Consider the following 18,204-nt stretch of genomic DNA (forward strand, 5'->3'; position numbering starts at 1 on the left):
GGTGGGGTCGGTTCGTGCCGAACTCCGCCTCTACGACCCACCAGATCCGCTGCGCGGATCGACCCCTCCTCGAGGAGAGGTAAATAGCACGAGGGAGAGAGACATGGTCGGCGCATCGAAGTCGGAAACGGGAGGCGGCCCGATCCGCTACGGCATGGTCGGCGGCGGGCAAGGCGCCTTCATCGGCGCGGTGCACCGCATCGCGGCGCGCATGGACAATGATTTCGTGCTGGTTGCCGGCGCGCTGTCGTCCGACCCGGCGCGTGCCAGGGCTTCGGCCGCCGAACTCGGCCTCGATCCGGACCGCAGCTACGCGTCCTACGCCGAGATGGCCAAGGCCGAGGCGAAGCGTCCCGACGGCATCGAGGCGGTGGCCATCGTCACGCCCAACAATGTGCATGTGCCGGCAGCCAAGGCCTTCCTCGAGGCCGGCATCCACGTGATCTGCGACAAGCCGCTGGCGACGACGCTGGCCGAGGCGAAGAAGCTCGCCGCGGTCGTCGAGAAGACCGGCAAGGTGTTCGTGCTGACCCACAATTATACCGCCTATCCGATGGTGCGGCAGGCACGCGAAATGGTGGCCAAGGGTGTGCTCGGCGACATCCGCATCGTGCAATCGGAATATCCGCAGGACTGGCTTACCGAGGATCTCGCCGCCACCGGCCAGAAGCAGGCCTCATGGCGCGGCGATCCCAAGCAGGCGGGCGCCGGTGGCGCGCTGGGCGATATTGGCACCCATGCCTACAATCTCGCCCGCTTCGTCTCCGGGCTGGAGCTCGATTCGCTGTCGGCCGATCTCGATGCCTTCGTGCCGGGGCGGCTGCTCGACGACAATGTCAACGTCATGCTGCGCTTCAAGCCCGCCGGCAAGACGCATCCCGCCAAGGGCATGATCTGGGCGAGCCAGGTGGCGCCCGGACACGAAAACGGGCTGAAGCTGCGTATCTATGGTTCGAAGGGCGGGCTGGAATGGGTGCAGGCCGATCCGAACTATCTCTGGTACACGCCGTTCGGCCAGCCGAAGCAGTTGATCACGCGCAACGGCGCCGGTGCGCTGCCGGTCGCGGGTCGTGTCAGCCGCGTTCCATCAGGTCATCCCGAGGGCTATCTCGAAGGTTTCGCCAATATATATCAGGAGGCGGCACGGGCCATTCGCGCGGCGCGCCGCAAGGGTGGCAAGCCGGCAAAGGATGTCGTCTTCCCGACCATCCAGGACGGCGTCGAAGGCATGGCCTTCATCGAGGCCTGCGTGAAGTCGTCGAAGAAGAATGGAGCGTGGACCAAGCTCTGACCGGGATGCCGATCTTCAGGTGAGGCCGGCCTGCAAATGACAGTTTCCTGCGCTTCCGGTGCCCGCGTGCGAAAAGTACGCTCCGCTCCGGTTCCCGGAAACCCCCATTTTCGGCTCGGCCTGACCTGAAGTTCAACACCCCGGTAGGGCCAAAAAGGGGAGGGGCGTCGATGAAAATCGGCATGTGCATGTTCTTGTGGACGACCGCGGTGTCGAAGAAGCACGAGCCACTGCTTCGAGACATCAAGGCCACCGGTTTCGACGGTGTCGAGATTCCGATCTTTGCCGGCATGCCCGACGACTACAGGAAGCTCGGCGAACTGCTCGACCGCATCGGCTTGGAACGGACCGCGGTATCGGCGATGGGCGATCCCTCAATGAACCTGATCTCGGCCGATGCCGCGACCCGCAAGGTCGGTGTCGAGTACATGAAATGGGCTGTCGATTGCGCCGACGCGCTTGGCGCAAGGACGCTCAGCGGACCGCTGCATTCGACGCTCGGCGCGTTTTCCGGCTCCGGGCCGACGGCCGCCGAGAAGAACCGTTCCGTCGCCTCGCAGCGCGCCATTGGCGACCACGCCGGCAAGCGCAACGTCACCATCGGGCTGGAGGCGCTGAACCGCTTCGAATGCTATCTTCTCAACACGATGGCTGATCTGTCGGAGCACATCGATGCCATCGACCGGCCGCACATCAAGGCGATGTACGACACTTTTCATGCCAATATCGAGGAGGCCGACCCGATCGGCGCCTATACGAAACATCGCAGGAATGTCGTGCACATCCACATATCGGAAAACGATCGCGGCGTGCCGGGGCGCGGCAATATTCCGTGGAAAGAGACGTTCGCCGCGATCCGCAAGAGCGGCTATGACGACTGGCTGACGATCGAGGCGTTTGGGCGCTCGCTGAAGGATTTGGCGGCGGCGACCAAGGTGTGGCGCGATTTCTCGGAAACGCCGGAAGCGGTTTATCGCGAGGGCTACAAGCATATCAAGAACGGGTGGAAGAAGGCCGCTTAGGGCGTCGGGACGCCGTCTGACGAGCGCCGGCGGGACAGAGGGGGGCGCTGTCCCGCCGACCTCTCCTAATCGTGCACCACAGGACGACCTAACCCTGCTCGGCCTGGATCCGGTTGTAGTCGTGGATCGTCCGGCTCAGCCGGCGGCGCAGGAAGTTGGATATGTTGTCGAAGATGAAGACGACGAGCAGGATCAGCAGCACCATGTAGAAGACGTTGGCCCAGTTGGAGTTGGTGCGCATCGCTTCCCACAATTTCAGGCCGATGCCGCCGGCGCCGACGGCGCCGATGATGGTGGCGCCCCTGGTGTTGGATTCCCACTGGTAGAGGGTCTGGCTGATGAAGACCGGAATGACTTCCGGCATCACACCGTAGCGCTGCACCAGGAGACCGTTGGCACCAGTCGACAGCACACCTTCGCGCGGCTTGTCGTCGATGTTTTCCAGCGCCTCGGAATAGGTTTTGCCGAGCGTGCCGATCTCGGTGAAGAAGATCGCGGCACTGCCGGCGAGCGGGCCGGGGCCGAAGGCGCGGGTGAAGAACAAGGCCCAGATCAGCATGTCGACCGAGCGCATGAAGTCGAAGAAGCGCTTGAGGACCTGGCTGAGCACGCCGCTCGGCGTGATGTTGCGGGCGGCGAAGAAGGCAAGCGGGAAGGCGACGATGCCGCCGAGCAGGGTGCCCAGAAACGCCATGACGATGGTTTGCAAAAGCTTCGTCCAGACGTCGCCGTGTTGCCACTGGGCGTTGTTCCAGATGTTGTCGCCGGCCAGCGCCAGGTTCGACGTGCCCGGCTTCAGCTCAGGCCCCGACACGATCAGCGAGAGCACTTCGCCCGCCGATTTGCCGAAGAAGGGCGAGCGTGTGTCGAAGACGAAATTCGCCCAGCCGAGGAAGCGCTTGCGCACCTTGACGCGGTCGACGGTGACGCGCACCTCGCCGACGAAGCCCATCTTGGCGACCACCTCGTCGTCATGGGCGGTGATCCAGTCCGGCACCGGACCTGATATCACCGGCTTGCCGCTGGTCAGCGCAACAGGCACGGTCTCGCCGTTGGCCGTGATTGTCGCCTGTGCCTTGTCGAAGGTGACGGATTTTGCCGGGCCGTCGATCAGCACGGTGAATGTGCCGTCCGGATTTTTGATTACCCAGTCGGGGTTCGGGTTCTCGCCAAGGGCCGAAAAGCGCGGGTATTTTGGCGTGATCTCCGGCTGGTCGAGACGGAATTCCGGCTGCAAATCGTAGCTGATCCATTGTGTCAGGAAGAGCGGCAGACGCTCCCAGTGCGATTCCCGCAGCACTTGCGGCAGGTTGAAGAACCACAGGACATAGATGAGGTAAGTCAGGATGCCGACAAACAGGAAGAGCGGGGCGAAGCGCTTGTGCAGCGGCCGCCGGAACACTTGCGGATAGCGCTCCTCGATCGACAGCATTTCCTCGGCGGTCATGGTCGTTTGTCTTTCCATTTGGCCATGACCTCTTGGACAAAACGGTTCCCGCTTGTCCGAGAAAACCGGATGCCACTTTTCGCTAACGCGGTCCTTCGGTTCGGTGTCATGGCCTAAGCCCCCATCAGAAAGGCTTGCTCGCCGACCAGCTTGCGGCGCAGCCAGGCGGAAAACTGGTCGATGATGAAGATGGTCGTGAACAAGAGCAGCACCAGCGCCAGTGTCTTGGCGCCGAAGCCGCGCGAGATGGAGAGCTTCAACTCCTCGCCGATGCCGCCGCCGCCGACGGCGCCGATGATGGTCGAGGCGCGGACATTGATCTCGACGCGCAGCAGCGTGTAGGACGTGAAATTGGGCAGCACCTGCGGCAGGCCGGCAAAGCGCACCCGCTCGAACCAGTTGGCGCCGACCGCGCGAAGGCCTTCCTCGGCACGCATGTCGATGTTCTCGTTGATCTCGTAGAACAGCTTGCCGAGCGCGCCGATCGAATGCAGGCCGATGGCGATGATGGCGGCGATCGGACCGATGGAGACAATTGCCGCGAACAGGCCGGCAATGACGATCTCGGGGAAGGCGCGCAGCAGCTCCATGAAACGCTTGACGATCAGCCGCAGCGCCGGATGGGGCGTCAGGTTGCGGGCCGCGATGAAGGAAAAGGGCACGGCGAAGATGAAGCCGATGAAGGTGGAGACCAGCGCCACGTTCACCGTGGTCAGCATCAGCTCGAAATATTCGGGAATGTAGAACCCGCCCCAGACATAGATGCGGCCGAGCGGGAAATTGTATTCCTGGGTGCCGGTATCATGCGGCGAGGCAATGTCGAACATTGCCCGCCAGACGTCGTTCCAGTCCTTGGGGACCAGCCAGCTCAAGAAATCCAGGATATGCGGCAGCCGATCGAAGAAGTGTCCGGCATTGGCTTCGTCGGCGAACCACATGCTGGCGAACATCGCGGCGAGCAGCAGGCCAACGCCGAGCACGGTATAGAGCCTGCGCAGCGACGTCTGGCGTCGCCAGGCATCGGCCATCGGATGAGGGGCGCCGGAGGGGGCTGTCACGGAAAGGGTCATGATCGGAGATGCAAAAAGGGCGGTGTTTTTGAACACCGCCCTTCTTGATTTCGCCGTTAGCCGCCGATGGCTGCCTTACGGGCTTCGACGATGACGTTGTAGAAATCCGGCTTCACCGGAACGTAGCCGGTGAAATCGCCACCTTCGACGCCTTCGAAGCAAGCCTTGTCCTTCTTCGGCAGTTCGGTGAAGAAGGCGGCGAGCTTGGCGGTCATCTCGTCGCCGAGCGCGGTGCGCACGACCAGCGGGCCGTTCGGGATCAGGCCCGAGCGCCAGACTTCGACGAAGTCGTTCGGGTCGACAGCGCCCTTGGCGACGACCTTGTGGAAGGTGCCGGAGGTGAAGCCGTTCTTGAAGTCGCCGATGCCCGAGGAATCGTCGACAGCGACATCGACCTTGCCGTCGCGCACGGCCAGGATGTTGTTCTCATGGCCGCCGTTGAACTGGGTCGAGGCGAAATAGGTCTCGTTGGAGGCGCCGGTGTCCTTCGGAATCTGGGTCAGCGGGATCAGGTAGCCGGAGGTCGAATCCGGATCGGCATAGCCGAGCTTCTTGCCCTTGGCCGACTTGATGTCGGTGATGCCGGAAGACTTGAGCGCCAGGCCGATCGAATAATAGCCGGTCGCGCCGTCGGTCTGCTGGGTGGTGAGGATCGGGGTGACCGCCTTCGGATCCTTGATGTAGACGCTGGCATAGCCGGAGGCGCCGAGTTCGGCGAAGTCGAGCGTGCCACCGAGCAGGCCCTGGATGACGCCGTCGTAGTCGGCGGCGGGGAACAGCGAGACCTTCTCGAAGCCGAATTCGGCCTTCAGATGGTCGGCCAGGCACTGGTAGTTGCGCAGCCGGTCGGTTTCGTTTTCACCGCCGAGGATGCCGACGCGGAATTCCTTCAGATCGGCGGCGTGGGCCATGCTGGTCGCCATGGCGAGCACCGAAACGGCGCCGAAAACCATCTTCCTGAACATTTGATGTCTCTCCTGTAAGTTCCGGCCCCGCGCCGGCAACGTTCTTGATCTTGACAAATGCCCTTGACGCGGGCGGACGATCCAGGCCGCTCTTTCTTGAACTCAGTAACCCGGGAATGCGGGTTCGAGCGGTCCGGCGGATGCTGCGATCTTTTGCTTGAAGGCAACGCTGGTGGAGGTGATGGCCTCCGATATCTCTGCGCCATTGCTGTCGGCGCCATAGACGAGGCGCACGGCCTCTCGGTTCAGCTCTTCGGGCGGGCCGTCGAAGACGACCTTGCCGGCGGCCATGCCGATGATGCGGTTGCAATAGGCACGCGCTGTATCGAGCGTATGCAGATTGGTGACGACGGTGATGCCTTCGCGCAGGTTGATGTCCTGCAGGGAATCCATCACCACCTTGGCGTTGAGCGGGTCGAGCGAGGCGATCGGCTCGTCGGCGAGGATAACCTTTGGCTGCTGCATCATGGCGCGGGCGATGGCGACGCGCTGCTGCTGTCCACCTGACAGCGTGCCGGCTGGCTGCAGAGCGGTACGGGCGATGTCGAGCCGCTCCAGGGCGGCGACTGCCTCGGCGCATTCGGCGCGTGAAAACATACCGAGAAGGTTGGACAGGGTCGAACGATGGTTCAACTTGCCGAGCAGCACATTGGTCAACACGTCGAGGCGCGGCACCAGGTTGAACTGCTGGAAGATCATGGCGCAGTCGCGCTGCCAGCGCCGCAGCGGTGAGCCGCGCAACTGGGAGACCTCGGCGCCGTCAAAAAAAATCGACCCCTGGCTGGGGTCGACGAGACGGTTGATCATGCGAAGAAGGGTCGATTTGCCGGCGCCCGAACGGCCGATGACGCCGACCATCTGACCCTGCGGGATCGAGATGGTGACGTCGCTGACGGCGGTGTTCTTGCCAAATCGTCGGCTGACACCGCGGATTTCGAGCGTGGCAGAGCTTGCTGACATGGGCTGGTTCCAGTCCGGTCCATATTGATCGTCAGGCATTCGCCTAACGCAGCCACATGAACCTGCCGTGTCGCCAGCATGTCAGTTTTGTTACGCTCCACAGGCTTGGCGGCTGGCGCCTTGCCGGAGATCAGCCGAGCACCAGCAATTCCTCGAAATGCTTCATGTCGCGGAAAGCGCAGAAGGCGGGCGCCTTGATCTCGATTGTCGGAGCCTGCCTTGCGAAAAGCGCCAGGCAATCGTCGAACAGCGCCTGCCAGGCCGCGGCCCTGTCGTCGGCGAGACGCTGGATCTGGTAGGCGAAGGTGATGTGGAAGACGTAGGTGTCGTGATCGGGATGCCGGTAGCCGAACGGAACCGCCAGTGCATCGCGCCACTTACGCATGACCCGCACATCCTCGTCCGTCGCGCCGGCAACGGTGAGGCCGGTCGGCACGACCTCGACCACCTTGATGTTGAAGGGGCCGAGCCCCTCGAAACCCTTCAGGCGTTCCAGATAAAGGCGAGTCATCGCATCGATGCCGGTGTCGAGCGGCACGTCCTGCGGCCAGTAGGGCAGGCGGCGGCGATATTCGATGATGCCCTGGAATAGGGTCATGTGCAGGCTGGAGACAGGCGTGAAGGCGAGCCGGTCGGCGTCAGGCATCGCCAGCATCTTCTCACGCACGCCAAGCACCACAGCCTCGGATGGCGAACCTCCGACCAGGTGGCTGACGACGGTGTTGCCTGGCTCGGTCAGAAAATTGCCCGACGTGTCGTAGCGGGTGCCGAGATGCGCTGGCGAGGCCGGATTGGAGCCGGCAAAGAATCCGGCGAGCGAGGGTCTGACGGTGTCGGGCATGGCGATCTCCTTGGGGAGATGGCGTCCTGTCCGAGTCCTGTGTCAAGGATGTGAACAGGCTCCCCGATGACGATGATGCGAGGGAGCCATCTTTGCTGGAACTGCCTTACCCCTGGTATTTCTCCAGGAACGCCTCGGCCGAAAGTTCGCGAAAATCGTCAAGTGACGCGCGCAGCCTGGCATGGTCCCAGTCCCACCAGGCAAGCGCCTGGTATCGTTCAGCGGTGCGGCGGTCGAAGCGCTCGCGGATCGGCTTTGCCGGCACGCCGGCGACGATGGTGTAGGGCGCGACATCCTTCGACACGACGGCTCCCGCGCCGACCGCGGCGCCATCGCCGACAGTAACGCCGGGCAGGACGGTCGAACCGTGGCCGAGCCAGGTGTCGTGGCCGATGCTGACGCGCTTGGCGCGGCGTTGGGCGAAGAACTGGCTCTCATGCTCGGCATCGTCCCAATAGTCCGACGCGCGGTAGGTGAAATGGTGCAGCGTCGGCCGCCAGGTCGGGTGGTTGGTGGCGTTGAGGCGCACGCTTGCGGCGATGTTGGCGAACTTGCCGATCGTCGCGCACCAGACGGCGCAGTCCTGCATCATGTAGGAATAGTCGCCGAGTTCGCTTTCCGAGACCCTGCTGCGGTCGGCGATCTCGGTCCAGCGGCCAAGCGTCGAGTTGTGTACCTCCGCCGTCGGGTGGACCAGCGGCGTCTCCGACAATTTCCTGGTCATGCGGCGAGTTTTCCCGGAGCAAAGGCGGTGACGTCGATGATGCGGTCGGCAACCGCCTCGCGCACATCGTGATCGTGGAAGATGCCGAGCAGGGCGACATCCGCCGCCTTCTTGGCGGCGATGAGTTCGATCACCACGTCGCGGTTGGTGGCGTCGAGCGAGGCGGTCGGCTCGTCGAGCAGCAGGATCGGGTGTTCGGTGATGAAGCCGCGCGCGATGTTGACGCGCTGCTGCTCACCGCCGGAGAAGGTCGCCGGCGGCAGCGCCCAGAGTTTTTCCGGCAGGTTGAGCTTCGCCAGGAGTGCGCGCGCCTTGCCTCTGGCCGCCTCGCGCTCCTCGCCGCGTTCGACCAGCGGCTCCGCGACGACATCGAGCGCCGAAACGCGCGGCACGGTGCGCAGGAACTGGCTGACATAGCCGATCGTTTGCCGGCGCACGGCAAGCACGGTGCGCGGGCTGGCATTGGCGAGATCGATCAGCCCGTCGTCGTGCCTGACGATGATCTGGCCTTCATCGACGGCATAGTTGCCGTAGAGCATCTTCAGGATCGAGCTCTTGCCGGCACCGGACGGGCCGCCGAGCACCGTGCATTCGCCAGCCTTGATCGAGAACGAGACACCAGCGACGACCGGCAGCTTGATGCCGTCGCGCAGGTGCATGGTGAAGCTCTTGGCGACGTCGGAAACAACGAGCGGGGTTGGCATGATCAGTGTCCTTTGTCTTGCCGCATGATCCGGTCCGAAAGCCGGCTTCCACTTTTCGGGATCATGCGGCTACACCTGCAAAATCGAGGAAACGAGAAGCTGCGTGTAAGGGGCGCGGGGATCGTCGAGGACGCGGTCGGTGAGTCCGCTTTCGACGACGCGGCCGTCCTTCATCACCATCATGCGCTGCGACAGAAGACGTGCGACGGCAAGGTCGTGGGTGACGACGATGGCCGCCAGGCCAAGATCGTTGACCAGTCCGCGCAGCAGATCAAGCAGGCGCGCCTGCACCGAGACGTCGAGGCCGCCGGTCGGCTCATCCATGAACACCAGCCGTGGCCCGGTGACGAGGTTGCGGGCGATCTGCAGGCGCTGGCGCATGCCGCCGGAAAAGGCGCGGGGCTCGTCGTCGATGCGGTCCTGCTCGATCTCGACGCGCGACAGCCAATCGACGGCCGTGGCGCGGATCTTGCCGTAGTGGCGGTCGCCGACCGCCATCAGCCGTTCGCCGACATTGGCGCCGGCCGATACCGTCATGCGCAGGCCATCGGCCGGGTTCTGGTGGACGAAGCCCCAGTCGGTGCGCATCAGGAAGCGGCGTTCGGCCTCGCTCATGCGGTAGAGCTCACGGAACTGGCCGTCACGCATGCGGTAGCTGGCGGTGCCGGAGGACGGCAGCAGCCGCGTCGACAGGCAGTTGAGCAGCGTCGTCTTGCCGGAGCCGGATTCGCCGACGACAGCCAGGACTTCACCGGGCCACAGGTCGAAGGAGACGTTGTCGCAGCCGACGCGCGAACCGTAGAATTTGGAGAGCGCCGAGACGCGCAGCAACGGTTCGTCGGTCATTGTGCCGGCTCCATTTTTTCCGAGGCATGATGGGCATCGGGGGCACGGTGGCCGCGATGGCCGTCGGCTCGCCGCTTCTCGCAGTGGTCGGTGTCGGAGCAGACGAACATGTGGCCGCCATGGTCATCGAGGATGACTTCGTCGAGATAGACATTCTCGGCGGCGCACAGTGCGCAGGGCTGGTCGAAGGTCTGCACCTCGAAGGGGTGATCCTCGAAGTCGAGGCTGACGACCTCGGTGAAGGGCGGCACCGCGTAGATGCGCTTTTCGCGGCCGGCGCCGAACAGCTGCAGGGCAGGCGAGCGGTGCATCTTGGGATTGTCGAATTTCGGCGTCGGCGAGGGGTCCATCACATAGCGGCCTTCGACCTTCACCGGATAGGCATAGGTGGTGGCGATGCGGCCATGCTTGGCGATGTCCTCGTAAAGCTTCACATGCATGAGGCCGTATTCCTCCAGCGCATGCATTTTTCGCGTTTCCGTTTCGCGCGGTTCGAGGAAGCGCAGCGGCTCAGGGATCGGCACCTGGTAGACCAGCACCTGGCCCGCGGTCAGCGGATGCTCGGGGATGCGGTGGCGGGTCTGGATGATGGTGGCGCTGGCGGTATCGGTGGTCACCGCGACATTGGCGACCTTCTTGAAGAAGGCGCGGATCGACACCGCATTGGTGGTGTCGTCGGCGCCCTGGTCGATGACCTTCAGCACGTCATCTGGGCCGATGATCGAGGCAGTGACCTGGACGCCGCCGGTGCCCCAGCCATAGGGCATCGGCATTTCGCGCGAGGCGAACGGCACCTGATAGCCCGGAATGGCGATACCCTTGAGGATCGCCCGGCGGATCATCCTTTTGGTCTGCTCGTCGAGATAGGCAAAGTTGTAGGTGGCGATGTCGGTCATGATGCTGCCTCCAATCCCTTGGCATAGCGCTCCAGGCGGTCCGCAAGCGTGCCGGTGTGCAGTTCGAACATGTGATTGTCGTCGTCGTAGAAATAGATCGAGCGGCCTTCACCCTCGACGCGCGGACGCGGCGGACGCATGTCGAGGCCGAGCTTGGCGACACGCTCGGCGTAGTGGTCGAAATCGGTGTCATCGATCTTGAAGGCGATGTGGTTGTAGCTGCGCTCCGGCAGCGCCTCGCCTTGCATGATGGCGATCCAGATGTCGCCGATCAGGAAGAATTTTTCGCGCGACAGCGAGAACTGTTCGGCATCGCTGGCATAGACTTCGCGCGCTTCGAAAACTCCGGTCAGGATCTCGGTCATCCGGTCGAGATCCCTGACGATGAAGGTCATGTGGGACAGGCCTTCGATCATTCCGCTGCCTCCCGCTTTTCTTCAGCCTTGGCGGGGTTCTCCCGGGCCTCATACTCGGCGCGCATGCGGCGCACGAGGTCGAGTTCGGCCTGGAAGTCGACATAATGCGGCAGCTTCAGATGCTCGACGAAGCCGGTCGCCTGGACGTTGTCGGAATGCGAGATGACGAACTCCTCGTCCTGGGCGGCGGCGACTATGTCCTCGCCGAGTTCGGAGGCGCGCAGAGCCCGGTCGCAGAGCGCCATGGCCATCGCCTTGCGCTCGCTCTGGCCGAAGACGAGGCCGTAGCCGCGGGTGAATTGCGGCGGTGCCTTGGCCGATCCCTTGAACTGATTGACCATCTGGCATTCGGTGACCCGCACCGTGCCGAGCGGGGCGGCGAAAGGCAGTTCCGGAATGTCGAGTTCCAGCTCGACCTCGCCGATGCGGATTTCGCCGACGAAGGGATGGTTGCGGGCGTAGCCGCGCTGGGTGGAATAGCCGAGCGCCAGCAGGAAACCTTCGTCACCGCGCGACAGCGCCTGCAGGCGGATGTCGCGCGCCATCGGGAATTCCAGCGGCTCGCGGGTGATGTCGCCGGGGACATGATCCTGCGGCATCTCGCCATCCGGTTCGATCAGGCCCTCGCGGGCGAGGATCGCCGAGACGCGCGGCATGGCCTGCGCTTCAGTCTCGCGCTGCAACGGTTCGGCGACATCGGCGCCGGCGGCAAGCTCGGGATCGAGCAGCCGGTGGGTGTAGTCGAAGGTCGGGCCAAGCAACTGGCCGCCGGGCAAGTCCTTGTAGGTTGCCGACACACGCCGTTCGACCCGCATGGCGCCGGTGTCGATCGGTCTGGAATAGCCGAAACGCGGCAGCGTGGTGCGATAGGCGCGCACCAGGAAGATCGCCTCGATCATGTCGCCGCGCGCCTGGACGATGGCGAGTGCCGCCAGTTCACGATCATAGAGCGAGCCTTCGCTCATCACCCGATCGACGCCGAGCGACAACTGCTCGACGATCTGGTCGAGGCGCAGCGCGGGCACCGAACGGTCGCCGCGCCGGCGGTCGGCGAGAAGGCTGTGGGCATTGGCGATTGCGGCCTCGCCGCCTTTTACCGCGACATACATCTTACGCCTCCATCGTCTTGATACGTGTCGTGCGCGGAAGGCAGGCTATGCCTTGCGATGTGGCGAGGATGACGTCGACACCGCGCGGAAAGCGCTTGTTGTTCTGCTTCCACTGCTCGATGAAATGACGCGGCATCTGCGCCGGCGCGATCACGGCGCTGGTTTCGATGCCGGGGCCTTCAAGCAAGAGCGGCGCACCTGACACGAGGTCGCTGACCTGGAGGATCAGCGTGGTCGATCTGTCGGGATAATCCTGCGTGCCTTGCGCAAAACCGTCGAGCGCCATCATCTCGGCCGGTGTTGCGACAAACGCGAAATGCGCGTCGGCCGGCGTGTTGGCCAGCGGCGCGCCGGTGTGGAAACCAAGCCAGGAGCCGATCGCGGAGGAGGTGTGCAGGGCCGGGTCGAGCCAGAGCGGCGTGTCGTTGTCGCACAGCGCCAGCGCCACCGCGCCTGACGTTGCCGAGAGCGGTGCTGGCGGACGGGCCAGGGCAGGCAAAGGCTGCACACTGCCTGGCCGCGCCATCGCGTCCATGATTGCGCGGAACACGGTCTGGGCATTGAAGACCGGATCGGCGAAGCCGCCCTCGATCGATTGTGCTGCGATATCCATCAGTCTTCTCCGCGAACCATGGTGAAGAAATCCACCTTCGTTGCCGCCGTCTCCGCGCGGCGTTTTTCGTTGGCGGCGGCAAGCGCCGACCTCAGAGGCGCGATCAGCCTGGTCTCGACTTCGGCGCGGCTGGCAGGGTCCTGCCACAGCGCGTCGGCTATTGCCGCCAGCTTTGCCTTCTGCTTGTCGCGACCAAGCGCGTAGCAATGGCCGACCTGACCGGACGGCAACCGGACGGTGGCGCGGGTGACGGTCGCCTCGCCGACATTGAATGGCGCGCCGCCGCCGCCGATACGACCGCGCAGCGTCACCAGCCCGGTCTCGGGACCACGCAGCAGTTCGGCTTGCGAAGGCAGGCCAGCCTCGTTCCAGAGCCGGACGATGTCGTCGCCGCTCGACTGCGCCAAAGTCGCCATGGCGGCCTTGCGTTCGGCCTGGTCGCGGGCTTCCTGTCCTCGCATCAGCAGAATTCCTCTTTGCCAAATTTGTCTATTGATATAGACAACTATACAAATTATACATATTACCTAACGCGAGTCCATGACGCGTGGATGACAGCCGATGGAAGGCGGGGGCAAATTCATGACCGGACGACAGGAAGCCGACAGTATCGAACGGCGCAGCGGCGTCTCGCTGTGGCGCCAGATCGCCGACAGGATCCTGCAGGCGATCGCCATCGGGGATTTCGCCGAGAATGCCGCGCTGCCGCCGGAGGTGGCGCTCGCCGAGCGCTATGGCGTCAACCGTCACACGGTGCGCAGCGCCATATCGGCGCTCGTGCAGGAAGGGGTGCTGCGGGCCGAGCAGGGGCGCGGCACCTTCGTCTTGTCGCGCAAACGGCTGTCCTATCCGATCGGCGCGCGGACACGCTTTTCAACAGGCCTGCAAGGGCAGACATCGGAACGGCATATCGTGTTGCTCGCTTCATCGATCGAGCCCGCAAGTCAGCGTGTCGCCGAGGGCCTTGGGTTGGCCAGGGGTGCCGAGGTGATCAGGCTCGAGACACGCGGTGAAGCCGACGGACGGCCTGTGTCGCGTGCTGCCGGCTGGTTCGATGCCAGACGCTTCACCGGGATCGACAAGGCGATGGCCGAGACCGGGTCTGTCACGGCCTCTCTGGCTCGTTTCGGGATAGACGATTATCTCCGGCAATCGACCGTGCTGTCGGCGCGCCATGCCGATGCCGCCGATCTTGCCGACCTGGACCTGCAGCCGGGCGCTATCGTTCTGGTCACTGTGGCCGTCAACGTCACGCCGGATGGCCAGCCGATCCAGTTTTCGGAATCGCGGTTTCCGGCCGAGAGGGTGGAGTTGAAGCTGTCGGCGCTGTAGGGAATGCCGGCCTTTTACGAGACCGTGACCAGCCCGGTCGTGCCTAACTGTCGGCGGCTGCTCGTTTCGGCTTCCCCCAATCCGTCGCTGCTTCGCAGCGCCACCTTTCCCCCCTCCGGAGGGGAAAGGAAGGGAGCATCGCTGGAGGAGCGGTGGCTGCAATAGGTCAGTGCCCTTCCTCTACCCCGTCGATCGGGGGAGAGGTGGCTCGGCGGAGCCGAGACGGAGTGGGGGTCGACTGTGCTGCGCGCCCTCAATTCGGGCCGAGTTCACCACTTGCCGTATTACGACACCACCTCGATCACAGCCTTGATCAGGCCGGATTTCTCATGCGCCCAGCGGGCGAGGTCGCGCGGCGTGCCGTCTAGTGTGGTGCGGTGTGTGACGAGCTTGGCCAATGGCACGGCACCGTTGCGGATCGAGGCAGCGACATGATCGAAGTCGGCGCGCAAAGCGTTGCGGCTGCCGATCAGCGTCATTTCACGCTTGTGAAATTCAGGGTCGGAAAAGACGATGTCGTCCTTGACGACGCTGACCAGCACCAGCGTGCCGCCGTGGGCGACATGGGCGAAGGCCGACTGCACTGATTGGGTGTTGCCGGTGGCGTCGAAGACCATGTCGAAGCCTTCGCCTGATGTCGCTTCCCTGACCAGATCGGGCACCGCGCCGCGCGAGCCATCGAGGGTCTTGAAGCCGAGTTCGGTTGCGGCGAAGGCGAGCCTTTCGCTGCTCATGTCGAGCAGGGTCACATCAAGCTCGGCGATGCGGGCGAAGATGGCGGTGCCGAGCCCGATCGGGCCGGCGCCAATAACCAGCGTGCGGGCACCGGGATCGGCGCGGGCGCGCCGCACGGCATGCGCGCCGATGGCCAGGAATTCGACGGCGGCGGCGTCGGCCAGCGACAGGCCATCGGCCGGATAGAGATTCTGCGCCGGGACAAGAATGCGTTCGCACATGGCGCCGTCGCGGTGGACGCCGAGCACCTCGATCCTGACACAGCAATTCGGCTTGCCGTGCCTGCAGGCGATGCACTTGCCGCAGGAGAGATAGGGGTTGATGACGACCGGTTCGCCAATGGCAAGGTAGACGCCCTCGCCGGTCTCGACGATGGTTCCCGACACCTCATGGCCCATGATGCGGGGGTAGGCGAGGAAGGGGTGCTTGCCCTCGAAGATGTGGTAGTCGGTGCCGCAGATGCCGACATGGCTGACCGCGACCAGCGCCCAGCCGGCAGGCGGCGCGCCAGGCTGGGGACGGTCTTCCAGGACGAGTTCGCCGGGCGAGCGGCAGACGACGGCTTTCATGTTTTCAATCCAGTCTCCAATGAAATCGCCGGCCTGAAACGATTGACGCAATTCCGCGCGGAAAACCGTTTCACACTTTCCTGGAATGCTTCAGACAGGCCGGCGATCGCTTTCGGTTTGTTGCTATTTACCGCCGCGGCGGCGCAGACCGTCGAAATAGACGATGACGATGATCAGCGCGCCGGTGATGATGCGCTGCCAGAAGGCGTTGACGTTGAGCAGGTTGGCGCCGTTGTTGATGGTAGCGAGAATGAAGGCGCCGAGCAGCGGGCCGTGCACCGAGCCGACCGCGCCGAACAGCGAGGTGCCGCCGATCACCGAGGACGCGATCGCCTGCAACTCCCAGCCTTCGGCCTGGGTCGGGTTGCCGATGCCGATGCGCGAGGCCAAGAGCACGCCGACAAAGGCCGCGCAGAGGCCCGACAGCGTATAGGCCATGTAGATGGTGCGCTGGACGTTAACGCCGGACAGGCGCGAGGCCTCGGCGTTGGAGCCGACCGAGAAAAGATAGCGACCCCAGCGGCTGTGATGCAGGAAGATGTAGGCTGGAATGCCGACCAGGATCACCATCCAGAACAAATTGGGGACGCCGAGGAAGGAGTTGCGCGAGAATTCCTGGAAGGCATCGTTGTTGATGGAGATCGAATTGCCGTTGGTCATCAAAAGGCCGATGCCGCGCAGCGAGGTCAGCGTCGCCAGCGTGATGATGAAGGGCGGCAGGCCCATCTTGACGATGCCGAAGCCGTGGAACAGGCCGATGGCGACGCCGACCAGCAGCGTGATCAGGATGGCGAGGAAAACCGGTATGCCGGCATTGATCAGCATCGCGGCGATGACGGTGGCAAAACCGACCACGGCACCGACGGACAGATCGATACCGCCGGTTATGATGACGAAGGTCTGGCCGACCGCCAGGATGGCGATCATCGAACCCTGACGCAGAAGGTTCGAGATGTTGTTGGCCGAGGCGAAGCTCGATGTCGACAGCGACAGGATGACCCAGAGCAGCACCAGCAGCGCCAGCAGCGTCAGCCCGAACAGGGCGTTGTAGTTGCGCTTGGGTTTTTCGGCAGGAATCGCCTCGGTGCTCATATCTTTCCTCCCAGCTTTTCTTGTTTCTCGGCGAGCGCCTGTGTGAGAATTTCCTCGTGATCGGCGGTGCGGAACCCATGTGTCGCCACCAGTTTGCCGCGGCGGAACACATGCAGCGTGTCTGCCAACTCATAGACTTCCGGCAGATAGGACGAGATCAGGATGATGCCGGCGCCCTTCGACAGGAGCGCTCCGAACAGGCGGTAGATCTCGGCCTTGGTGCCGACATCGACGCCGACCGTCGGCTCGTCGAAGATGAACAGCTTGGCGCCATGCGCCAGCCATTTGCCGATGACGATCTTCTGCTGGTTGCCGCCCGACAGGCTGGAGGCCAGCGCATTGCGTGTCGGCGTCTTGATGCGCAGATCGGCGATCTGGCGGTCGGCCTGGGTCTTTTCCTGCGCGCCGGAGATCAGCAGGTTGTTGGAGATGCGCTTGTAGATCGGCAGGTTGAGATTGAGGCCGACCGGCAGGTTGAGGCAAAGGCCCTGGTCGCGGCGGCTTTCCGGCGCCAGCGCCATGCCGAGCTTGATGGCGTCATGCTCGGAGTTGATCTGAACCGGCTTGCCTTCCCACAAAATCTCGCCGGCCGATTTGCGGTGGCGCCCGTAGAGCGTGGTGACGAACTCGCTGCGTCCGGCGCCGATCAGCCCGTAGAGCCCGACGATCTCGCCGGCGCGGACCGTCATCGAGACATTTTCGAAGCCCTTGCCCGACAGGTTCCTGGCCTCGACGATCGCGGCGCCGGGGGTGAAATGTTCCTTGTGATAGACCTGCTCGATCGAGCGGTTGATCATCAGCTTGACCAGTTCGGCGTCGTTGGTCTCACTGATGTTCCTGGTGCCGACCAGCGTGCCGTCACGCAGCACGGAGACGCGATCGGCCAGCTCGAACACTTCCTCCATGCGGTGGCTGATGTAGATGATGGTCACGCCTTCGGACTTCAGCCGGCGGATCAGGGTGAAGAGCTGGTCAGCCTCCTTGCGGGTGAGGTAGGCGGTCGGCTCATCGAAGATCAGGAATTTGGTGCCGCGCACGGTGGCGCGGGCGGCGGCGATCAACTGCTGCTGGCCGATGGTGAGGTCGCCGAGCACGACATGCGCCGGCAGGTCGAAGCCGAGATCGTCGATGATCTTCTGCGCTTCCTTGACCATGGCGCGCTGCTGCAGGATGCCGAAGCGCGAATTCTCCTCGCCGAGGAACATGTTGGCGGCGACCGTCAAATGCCGGCAGAGCACGACTTCCTGGTGCACGGCGTTGATGCCGAGCGCCATCGCTTCATGCGGGGTCGCCAGCGCCGCTGGCTTGCCTTCCCAGACGACCTCGCCGGAGGTGCGCGGCATGACGCCGGTCAGGAGCTTGATCAGTGTGGATTTGCCGGCGCCGTTCTCGCCGACGATGGCGTGGATTTCGCCTGCCTTGAAGGCCAGCGTCACCGGCTTCAGCGCGTGGGTGCCGGGATATTTCTTCTCCAGGCCGCGCAGTTCGAGGATCGTCCTGCCGGGCTCCAGCACGGGGGCAGGATGCAGGTCTTGCGCCGTCGATGTCATGACAATCCTCCCAGATTGGCCT

19 protein-coding genes are annotated in these 18,204 nt (G+C 63.8%); 3 read left to right on the plus strand and 16 right to left on the minus strand.

Annotation, left to right across the window (positions count from 1 at the left end):
• Nucleotides 1–103 precede the first annotated feature (103 nt).
• Both MesoLj_RS09745 and MesoLj_RS09750 read left to right on the plus strand, forming a co-directional pair.
• Nucleotides 104–1,291, plus strand: coding sequence for a Gfo/Idh/MocA family protein (locus MesoLj_RS09745; protein WP_202325863.1), 1,188 nt, complete (start codon nt 104–106; stop codon nt 1,289–1,291).
• A 170-nt stretch (nt 1,292–1,461) separates the two neighbouring features.
• Nucleotides 1,462–2,313, plus strand: coding sequence for a sugar phosphate isomerase/epimerase family protein (locus MesoLj_RS09750; RefSeq protein ID WP_202325864.1), 852 nt, complete (start codon nt 1,462–1,464; stop codon nt 2,311–2,313).
• An 88-nt stretch (nt 2,314–2,401) separates the two neighbouring features.
• On the opposite strand, the gene phnE (MesoLj_RS09755) is transcribed toward MesoLj_RS09750, so the two are convergent.
• The 13 genes from phnE (MesoLj_RS09755) to phnG all read right to left on the minus strand — a co-directional run bounded on the left by phnE (MesoLj_RS09755) (nt 2,402) and on the right by phnG (nt 13,365).
• Entirely contained in the window at nt 2,402–3,778 is a 1,377-nt protein-coding gene (gene phnE, locus MesoLj_RS09755; RefSeq protein ID WP_202325865.1) for a phosphonate ABC transporter, permease protein PhnE, read from the minus strand.
• 95 nt (nt 3,779–3,873) lie between these two features.
• Entirely contained in the window at nt 3,874–4,830 is a 957-nt protein-coding gene (phnE, locus tag MesoLj_RS09760; protein ID WP_202325866.1) for a phosphonate ABC transporter, permease protein PhnE, read from the minus strand.
• Nucleotides 4,831–4,886: 56 nt separating this feature from the next.
• Complete coding sequence (phnD, locus tag MesoLj_RS09765; RefSeq protein WP_140772153.1) at nt 4,887–5,795, minus strand: phosphonate ABC transporter substrate-binding protein; 909 nt, start codon at nt 5,793–5,795, stop codon at nt 4,887–4,889.
• A 102-nt stretch (nt 5,796–5,897) separates the two neighbouring features.
• The gene (gene phnC, locus MesoLj_RS09770) at nt 5,898–6,755 is read right to left on the minus strand and encodes a phosphonate ABC transporter ATP-binding protein (RefSeq protein WP_140772151.1); all 858 of its coding nucleotides are present in this window, start codon (nt 6,753–6,755) and stop codon (nt 5,898–5,900) included.
• 130 nt (nt 6,756–6,885) lie between these two features.
• The gene (locus MesoLj_RS09775; protein ID WP_202325867.1) at nt 6,886–7,596 is read right to left on the minus strand and encodes a DUF1868 domain-containing protein; all 711 of its coding nucleotides are present in this window, start codon (nt 7,594–7,596) and stop codon (nt 6,886–6,888) included.
• Between the two features lie 106 nt (nt 7,597–7,702).
• A complete protein-coding gene (locus MesoLj_RS09780) occupies nt 7,703–8,320 on the minus strand; it encodes a DapH/DapD/GlmU-related protein (RefSeq protein ID WP_202325868.1) in 618 nt (205 codons plus the stop codon).
• Nucleotides 8,317–9,024 carry a phosphonate C-P lyase system protein PhnL gene (gene phnL, locus MesoLj_RS09785; RefSeq protein ID WP_140772145.1) on the minus strand — a complete coding sequence of 236 codons (708 nt, stop codon included), beginning with the start codon at nt 9,022–9,024 and terminating at the stop codon, nt 8,317–8,319. The genes MesoLj_RS09780 and phnL overlap by 4 nt, the downstream gene beginning before the upstream one ends.
• Nucleotides 9,025–9,093: 69 nt before the next feature.
• On the minus strand, nt 9,094–9,870 hold the full coding sequence (phnK, locus tag MesoLj_RS09790) for a phosphonate C-P lyase system protein PhnK (protein WP_140772143.1): 777 nt from the start codon (nt 9,868–9,870) through the stop codon (nt 9,094–9,096).
• Nucleotides 9,867–10,766, minus strand: a complete 900-nt coding sequence (locus MesoLj_RS09795; protein ID WP_202325869.1) for an alpha-D-ribose 1-methylphosphonate 5-phosphate C-P-lyase PhnJ — start codon at nt 10,764–10,766, stop codon at nt 9,867–9,869. The genes phnK and MesoLj_RS09795 overlap by 4 nt, the downstream gene beginning before the upstream one ends.
• Nucleotides 10,763–11,182 (minus strand): FosX/FosE/FosI family fosfomycin resistance hydrolase, encoded by a 420-nt coding sequence (fosX, locus tag MesoLj_RS09800; protein ID WP_210346666.1) that lies wholly within the window; start codon nt 11,180–11,182, stop codon nt 10,763–10,765. The genes MesoLj_RS09795 and fosX overlap by 4 nt, the downstream gene beginning before the upstream one ends.
• Complete coding sequence (locus MesoLj_RS09805; RefSeq protein WP_202325870.1) at nt 11,179–12,291, minus strand: carbon-phosphorus lyase complex subunit PhnI; 1,113 nt, start codon at nt 12,289–12,291, stop codon at nt 11,179–11,181. The genes fosX and MesoLj_RS09805 overlap by 4 nt, the downstream gene beginning before the upstream one ends.
• A 1-nt stretch (nt 12,292) precedes the next feature.
• Nucleotides 12,293–12,904 (minus strand): phosphonate C-P lyase system protein PhnH, encoded by a 612-nt coding sequence (gene phnH / locus MesoLj_RS09810; RefSeq protein WP_202325871.1) that lies wholly within the window; start codon nt 12,902–12,904, stop codon nt 12,293–12,295.
• Nucleotides 12,904–13,365 carry a phosphonate C-P lyase system protein PhnG gene (gene phnG / locus MesoLj_RS09815; protein WP_140772133.1) on the minus strand — a complete coding sequence of 154 codons (462 nt, stop codon included), beginning with the start codon at nt 13,363–13,365 and terminating at the stop codon, nt 12,904–12,906. The genes phnH and phnG overlap by 1 nt, the downstream gene beginning before the upstream one ends.
• A gap of 121 nt (nt 13,366–13,486) precedes the next feature.
• On the opposite strand from phnG, the gene phnF reads away from it, so the two are divergent.
• Nucleotides 13,487–14,236 (plus strand): phosphonate metabolism transcriptional regulator PhnF, encoded by a 750-nt coding sequence (phnF, locus tag MesoLj_RS09820; RefSeq protein WP_140772131.1) that lies wholly within the window; start codon nt 13,487–13,489, stop codon nt 14,234–14,236.
• A gap of 284 nt (nt 14,237–14,520) precedes the next feature.
• Here the strand turns inward: phnF and MesoLj_RS09825 are convergent, their stop codons facing one another.
• From MesoLj_RS09825 to MesoLj_RS09835, 3 genes are all read right to left on the minus strand, one after another.
• Nucleotides 14,521–15,540 carry a zinc-binding alcohol dehydrogenase family protein gene (locus MesoLj_RS09825; RefSeq protein ID WP_202325872.1) on the minus strand — a complete coding sequence of 340 codons (1,020 nt, stop codon included), beginning with the start codon at nt 15,538–15,540 and terminating at the stop codon, nt 14,521–14,523.
• 123 nt (nt 15,541–15,663) lie between these two features.
• Nucleotides 15,664–16,632, minus strand: a complete 969-nt coding sequence (locus MesoLj_RS09830; RefSeq protein ID WP_056577896.1) for an ABC transporter permease — start codon at nt 16,630–16,632, stop codon at nt 15,664–15,666.
• On the minus strand, nt 16,629–18,182 hold the full coding sequence (locus MesoLj_RS09835) for a sugar ABC transporter ATP-binding protein (RefSeq protein ID WP_140772128.1): 1,554 nt from the start codon (nt 18,180–18,182) through the stop codon (nt 16,629–16,631). The genes MesoLj_RS09830 and MesoLj_RS09835 overlap by 4 nt, the downstream gene beginning before the upstream one ends.
• Between the last annotated feature and the right edge of the window lie 22 nt (nt 18,183–18,204).

The sequence above is a fragment of the Mesorhizobium sp. 113-3-9 genome, from assembly GCF_016756515.1.
Classification (GTDB): domain Bacteria; phylum Pseudomonadota; class Alphaproteobacteria; order Rhizobiales; family Rhizobiaceae; genus Mesorhizobium.

What these genes read in the sequence shown, in the direction of transcription:
- MesoLj_RS09745 (WP_202325863.1), top strand. Translation starts at nt 104, where the DNA reads ATGGTCGGCGCATCGAAGTCGGAAACGGGAGGCGGCCCGATCCGCTAC.
- MesoLj_RS09750 (WP_202325864.1), top strand. Translation starts at nt 1,462, where the DNA reads ATGAAAATCGGCATGTGCATGTTCTTGTGGACGACCGCGGTGTCGAAG.
- phnE (WP_202325865.1), bottom strand. Translation starts at nt 3,778, where the DNA reads ATGGAAAGACAAACGACCATGACCGCCGAGGAAATGCTGTCGATCGAG.
- phnE (WP_202325866.1), bottom strand. Translation starts at nt 4,830, where the DNA reads ATGACCCTTTCCGTGACAGCCCCCTCCGGCGCCCCTCATCCGATGGCC.
- phnD (WP_140772153.1), bottom strand. Translation starts at nt 5,795, where the DNA reads ATGTTCAGGAAGATGGTTTTCGGCGCCGTTTCGGTGCTCGCCATGGCG.
- phnC (WP_140772151.1), bottom strand. Translation starts at nt 6,755, where the DNA reads ATGTCAGCAAGCTCTGCCACGCTCGAAATCCGCGGTGTCAGCCGACGA.
- MesoLj_RS09775 (WP_202325867.1), bottom strand. Translation starts at nt 7,596, where the DNA reads ATGCCCGACACCGTCAGACCCTCGCTCGCCGGATTCTTTGCCGGCTCC.
- MesoLj_RS09780 (WP_202325868.1), bottom strand. Translation starts at nt 8,320, where the DNA reads ATGACCAGGAAATTGTCGGAGACGCCGCTGGTCCACCCGACGGCGGAG.
- phnL (WP_140772145.1), bottom strand. Translation starts at nt 9,024, where the DNA reads ATGCCAACCCCGCTCGTTGTTTCCGACGTCGCCAAGAGCTTCACCATG.
- phnK (WP_140772143.1), bottom strand. Translation starts at nt 9,870, where the DNA reads ATGACCGACGAACCGTTGCTGCGCGTCTCGGCGCTCTCCAAATTCTAC.
- MesoLj_RS09795 (WP_202325869.1), bottom strand. Translation starts at nt 10,766, where the DNA reads ATGACCGACATCGCCACCTACAACTTTGCCTATCTCGACGAGCAGACC.
- fosX (WP_210346666.1), bottom strand. Translation starts at nt 11,182, where the DNA reads ATGATCGAAGGCCTGTCCCACATGACCTTCATCGTCAGGGATCTCGAC.
- MesoLj_RS09805 (WP_202325870.1), bottom strand. Translation starts at nt 12,291, where the DNA reads ATGTATGTCGCGGTAAAAGGCGGCGAGGCCGCAATCGCCAATGCCCAC.
- phnH (WP_202325871.1), bottom strand. Translation starts at nt 12,904, where the DNA reads ATGGATATCGCAGCACAATCGATCGAGGGCGGCTTCGCCGATCCGGTC.
- phnG (WP_140772133.1), bottom strand. Translation starts at nt 13,365, where the DNA reads ATGCGAGGACAGGAAGCCCGCGACCAGGCCGAACGCAAGGCCGCCATG.
- phnF (WP_140772131.1), top strand. Translation starts at nt 13,487, where the DNA reads ATGACCGGACGACAGGAAGCCGACAGTATCGAACGGCGCAGCGGCGTC.
- MesoLj_RS09825 (WP_202325872.1), bottom strand. Translation starts at nt 15,540, where the DNA reads ATGAAAGCCGTCGTCTGCCGCTCGCCCGGCGAACTCGTCCTGGAAGAC.
- MesoLj_RS09830 (WP_056577896.1), bottom strand. Translation starts at nt 16,632, where the DNA reads ATGAGCACCGAGGCGATTCCTGCCGAAAAACCCAAGCGCAACTACAAC.
- MesoLj_RS09835 (WP_140772128.1), bottom strand. Translation starts at nt 18,182, where the DNA reads ATGACATCGACGGCGCAAGACCTGCATCCTGCCCCCGTGCTGGAGCCC.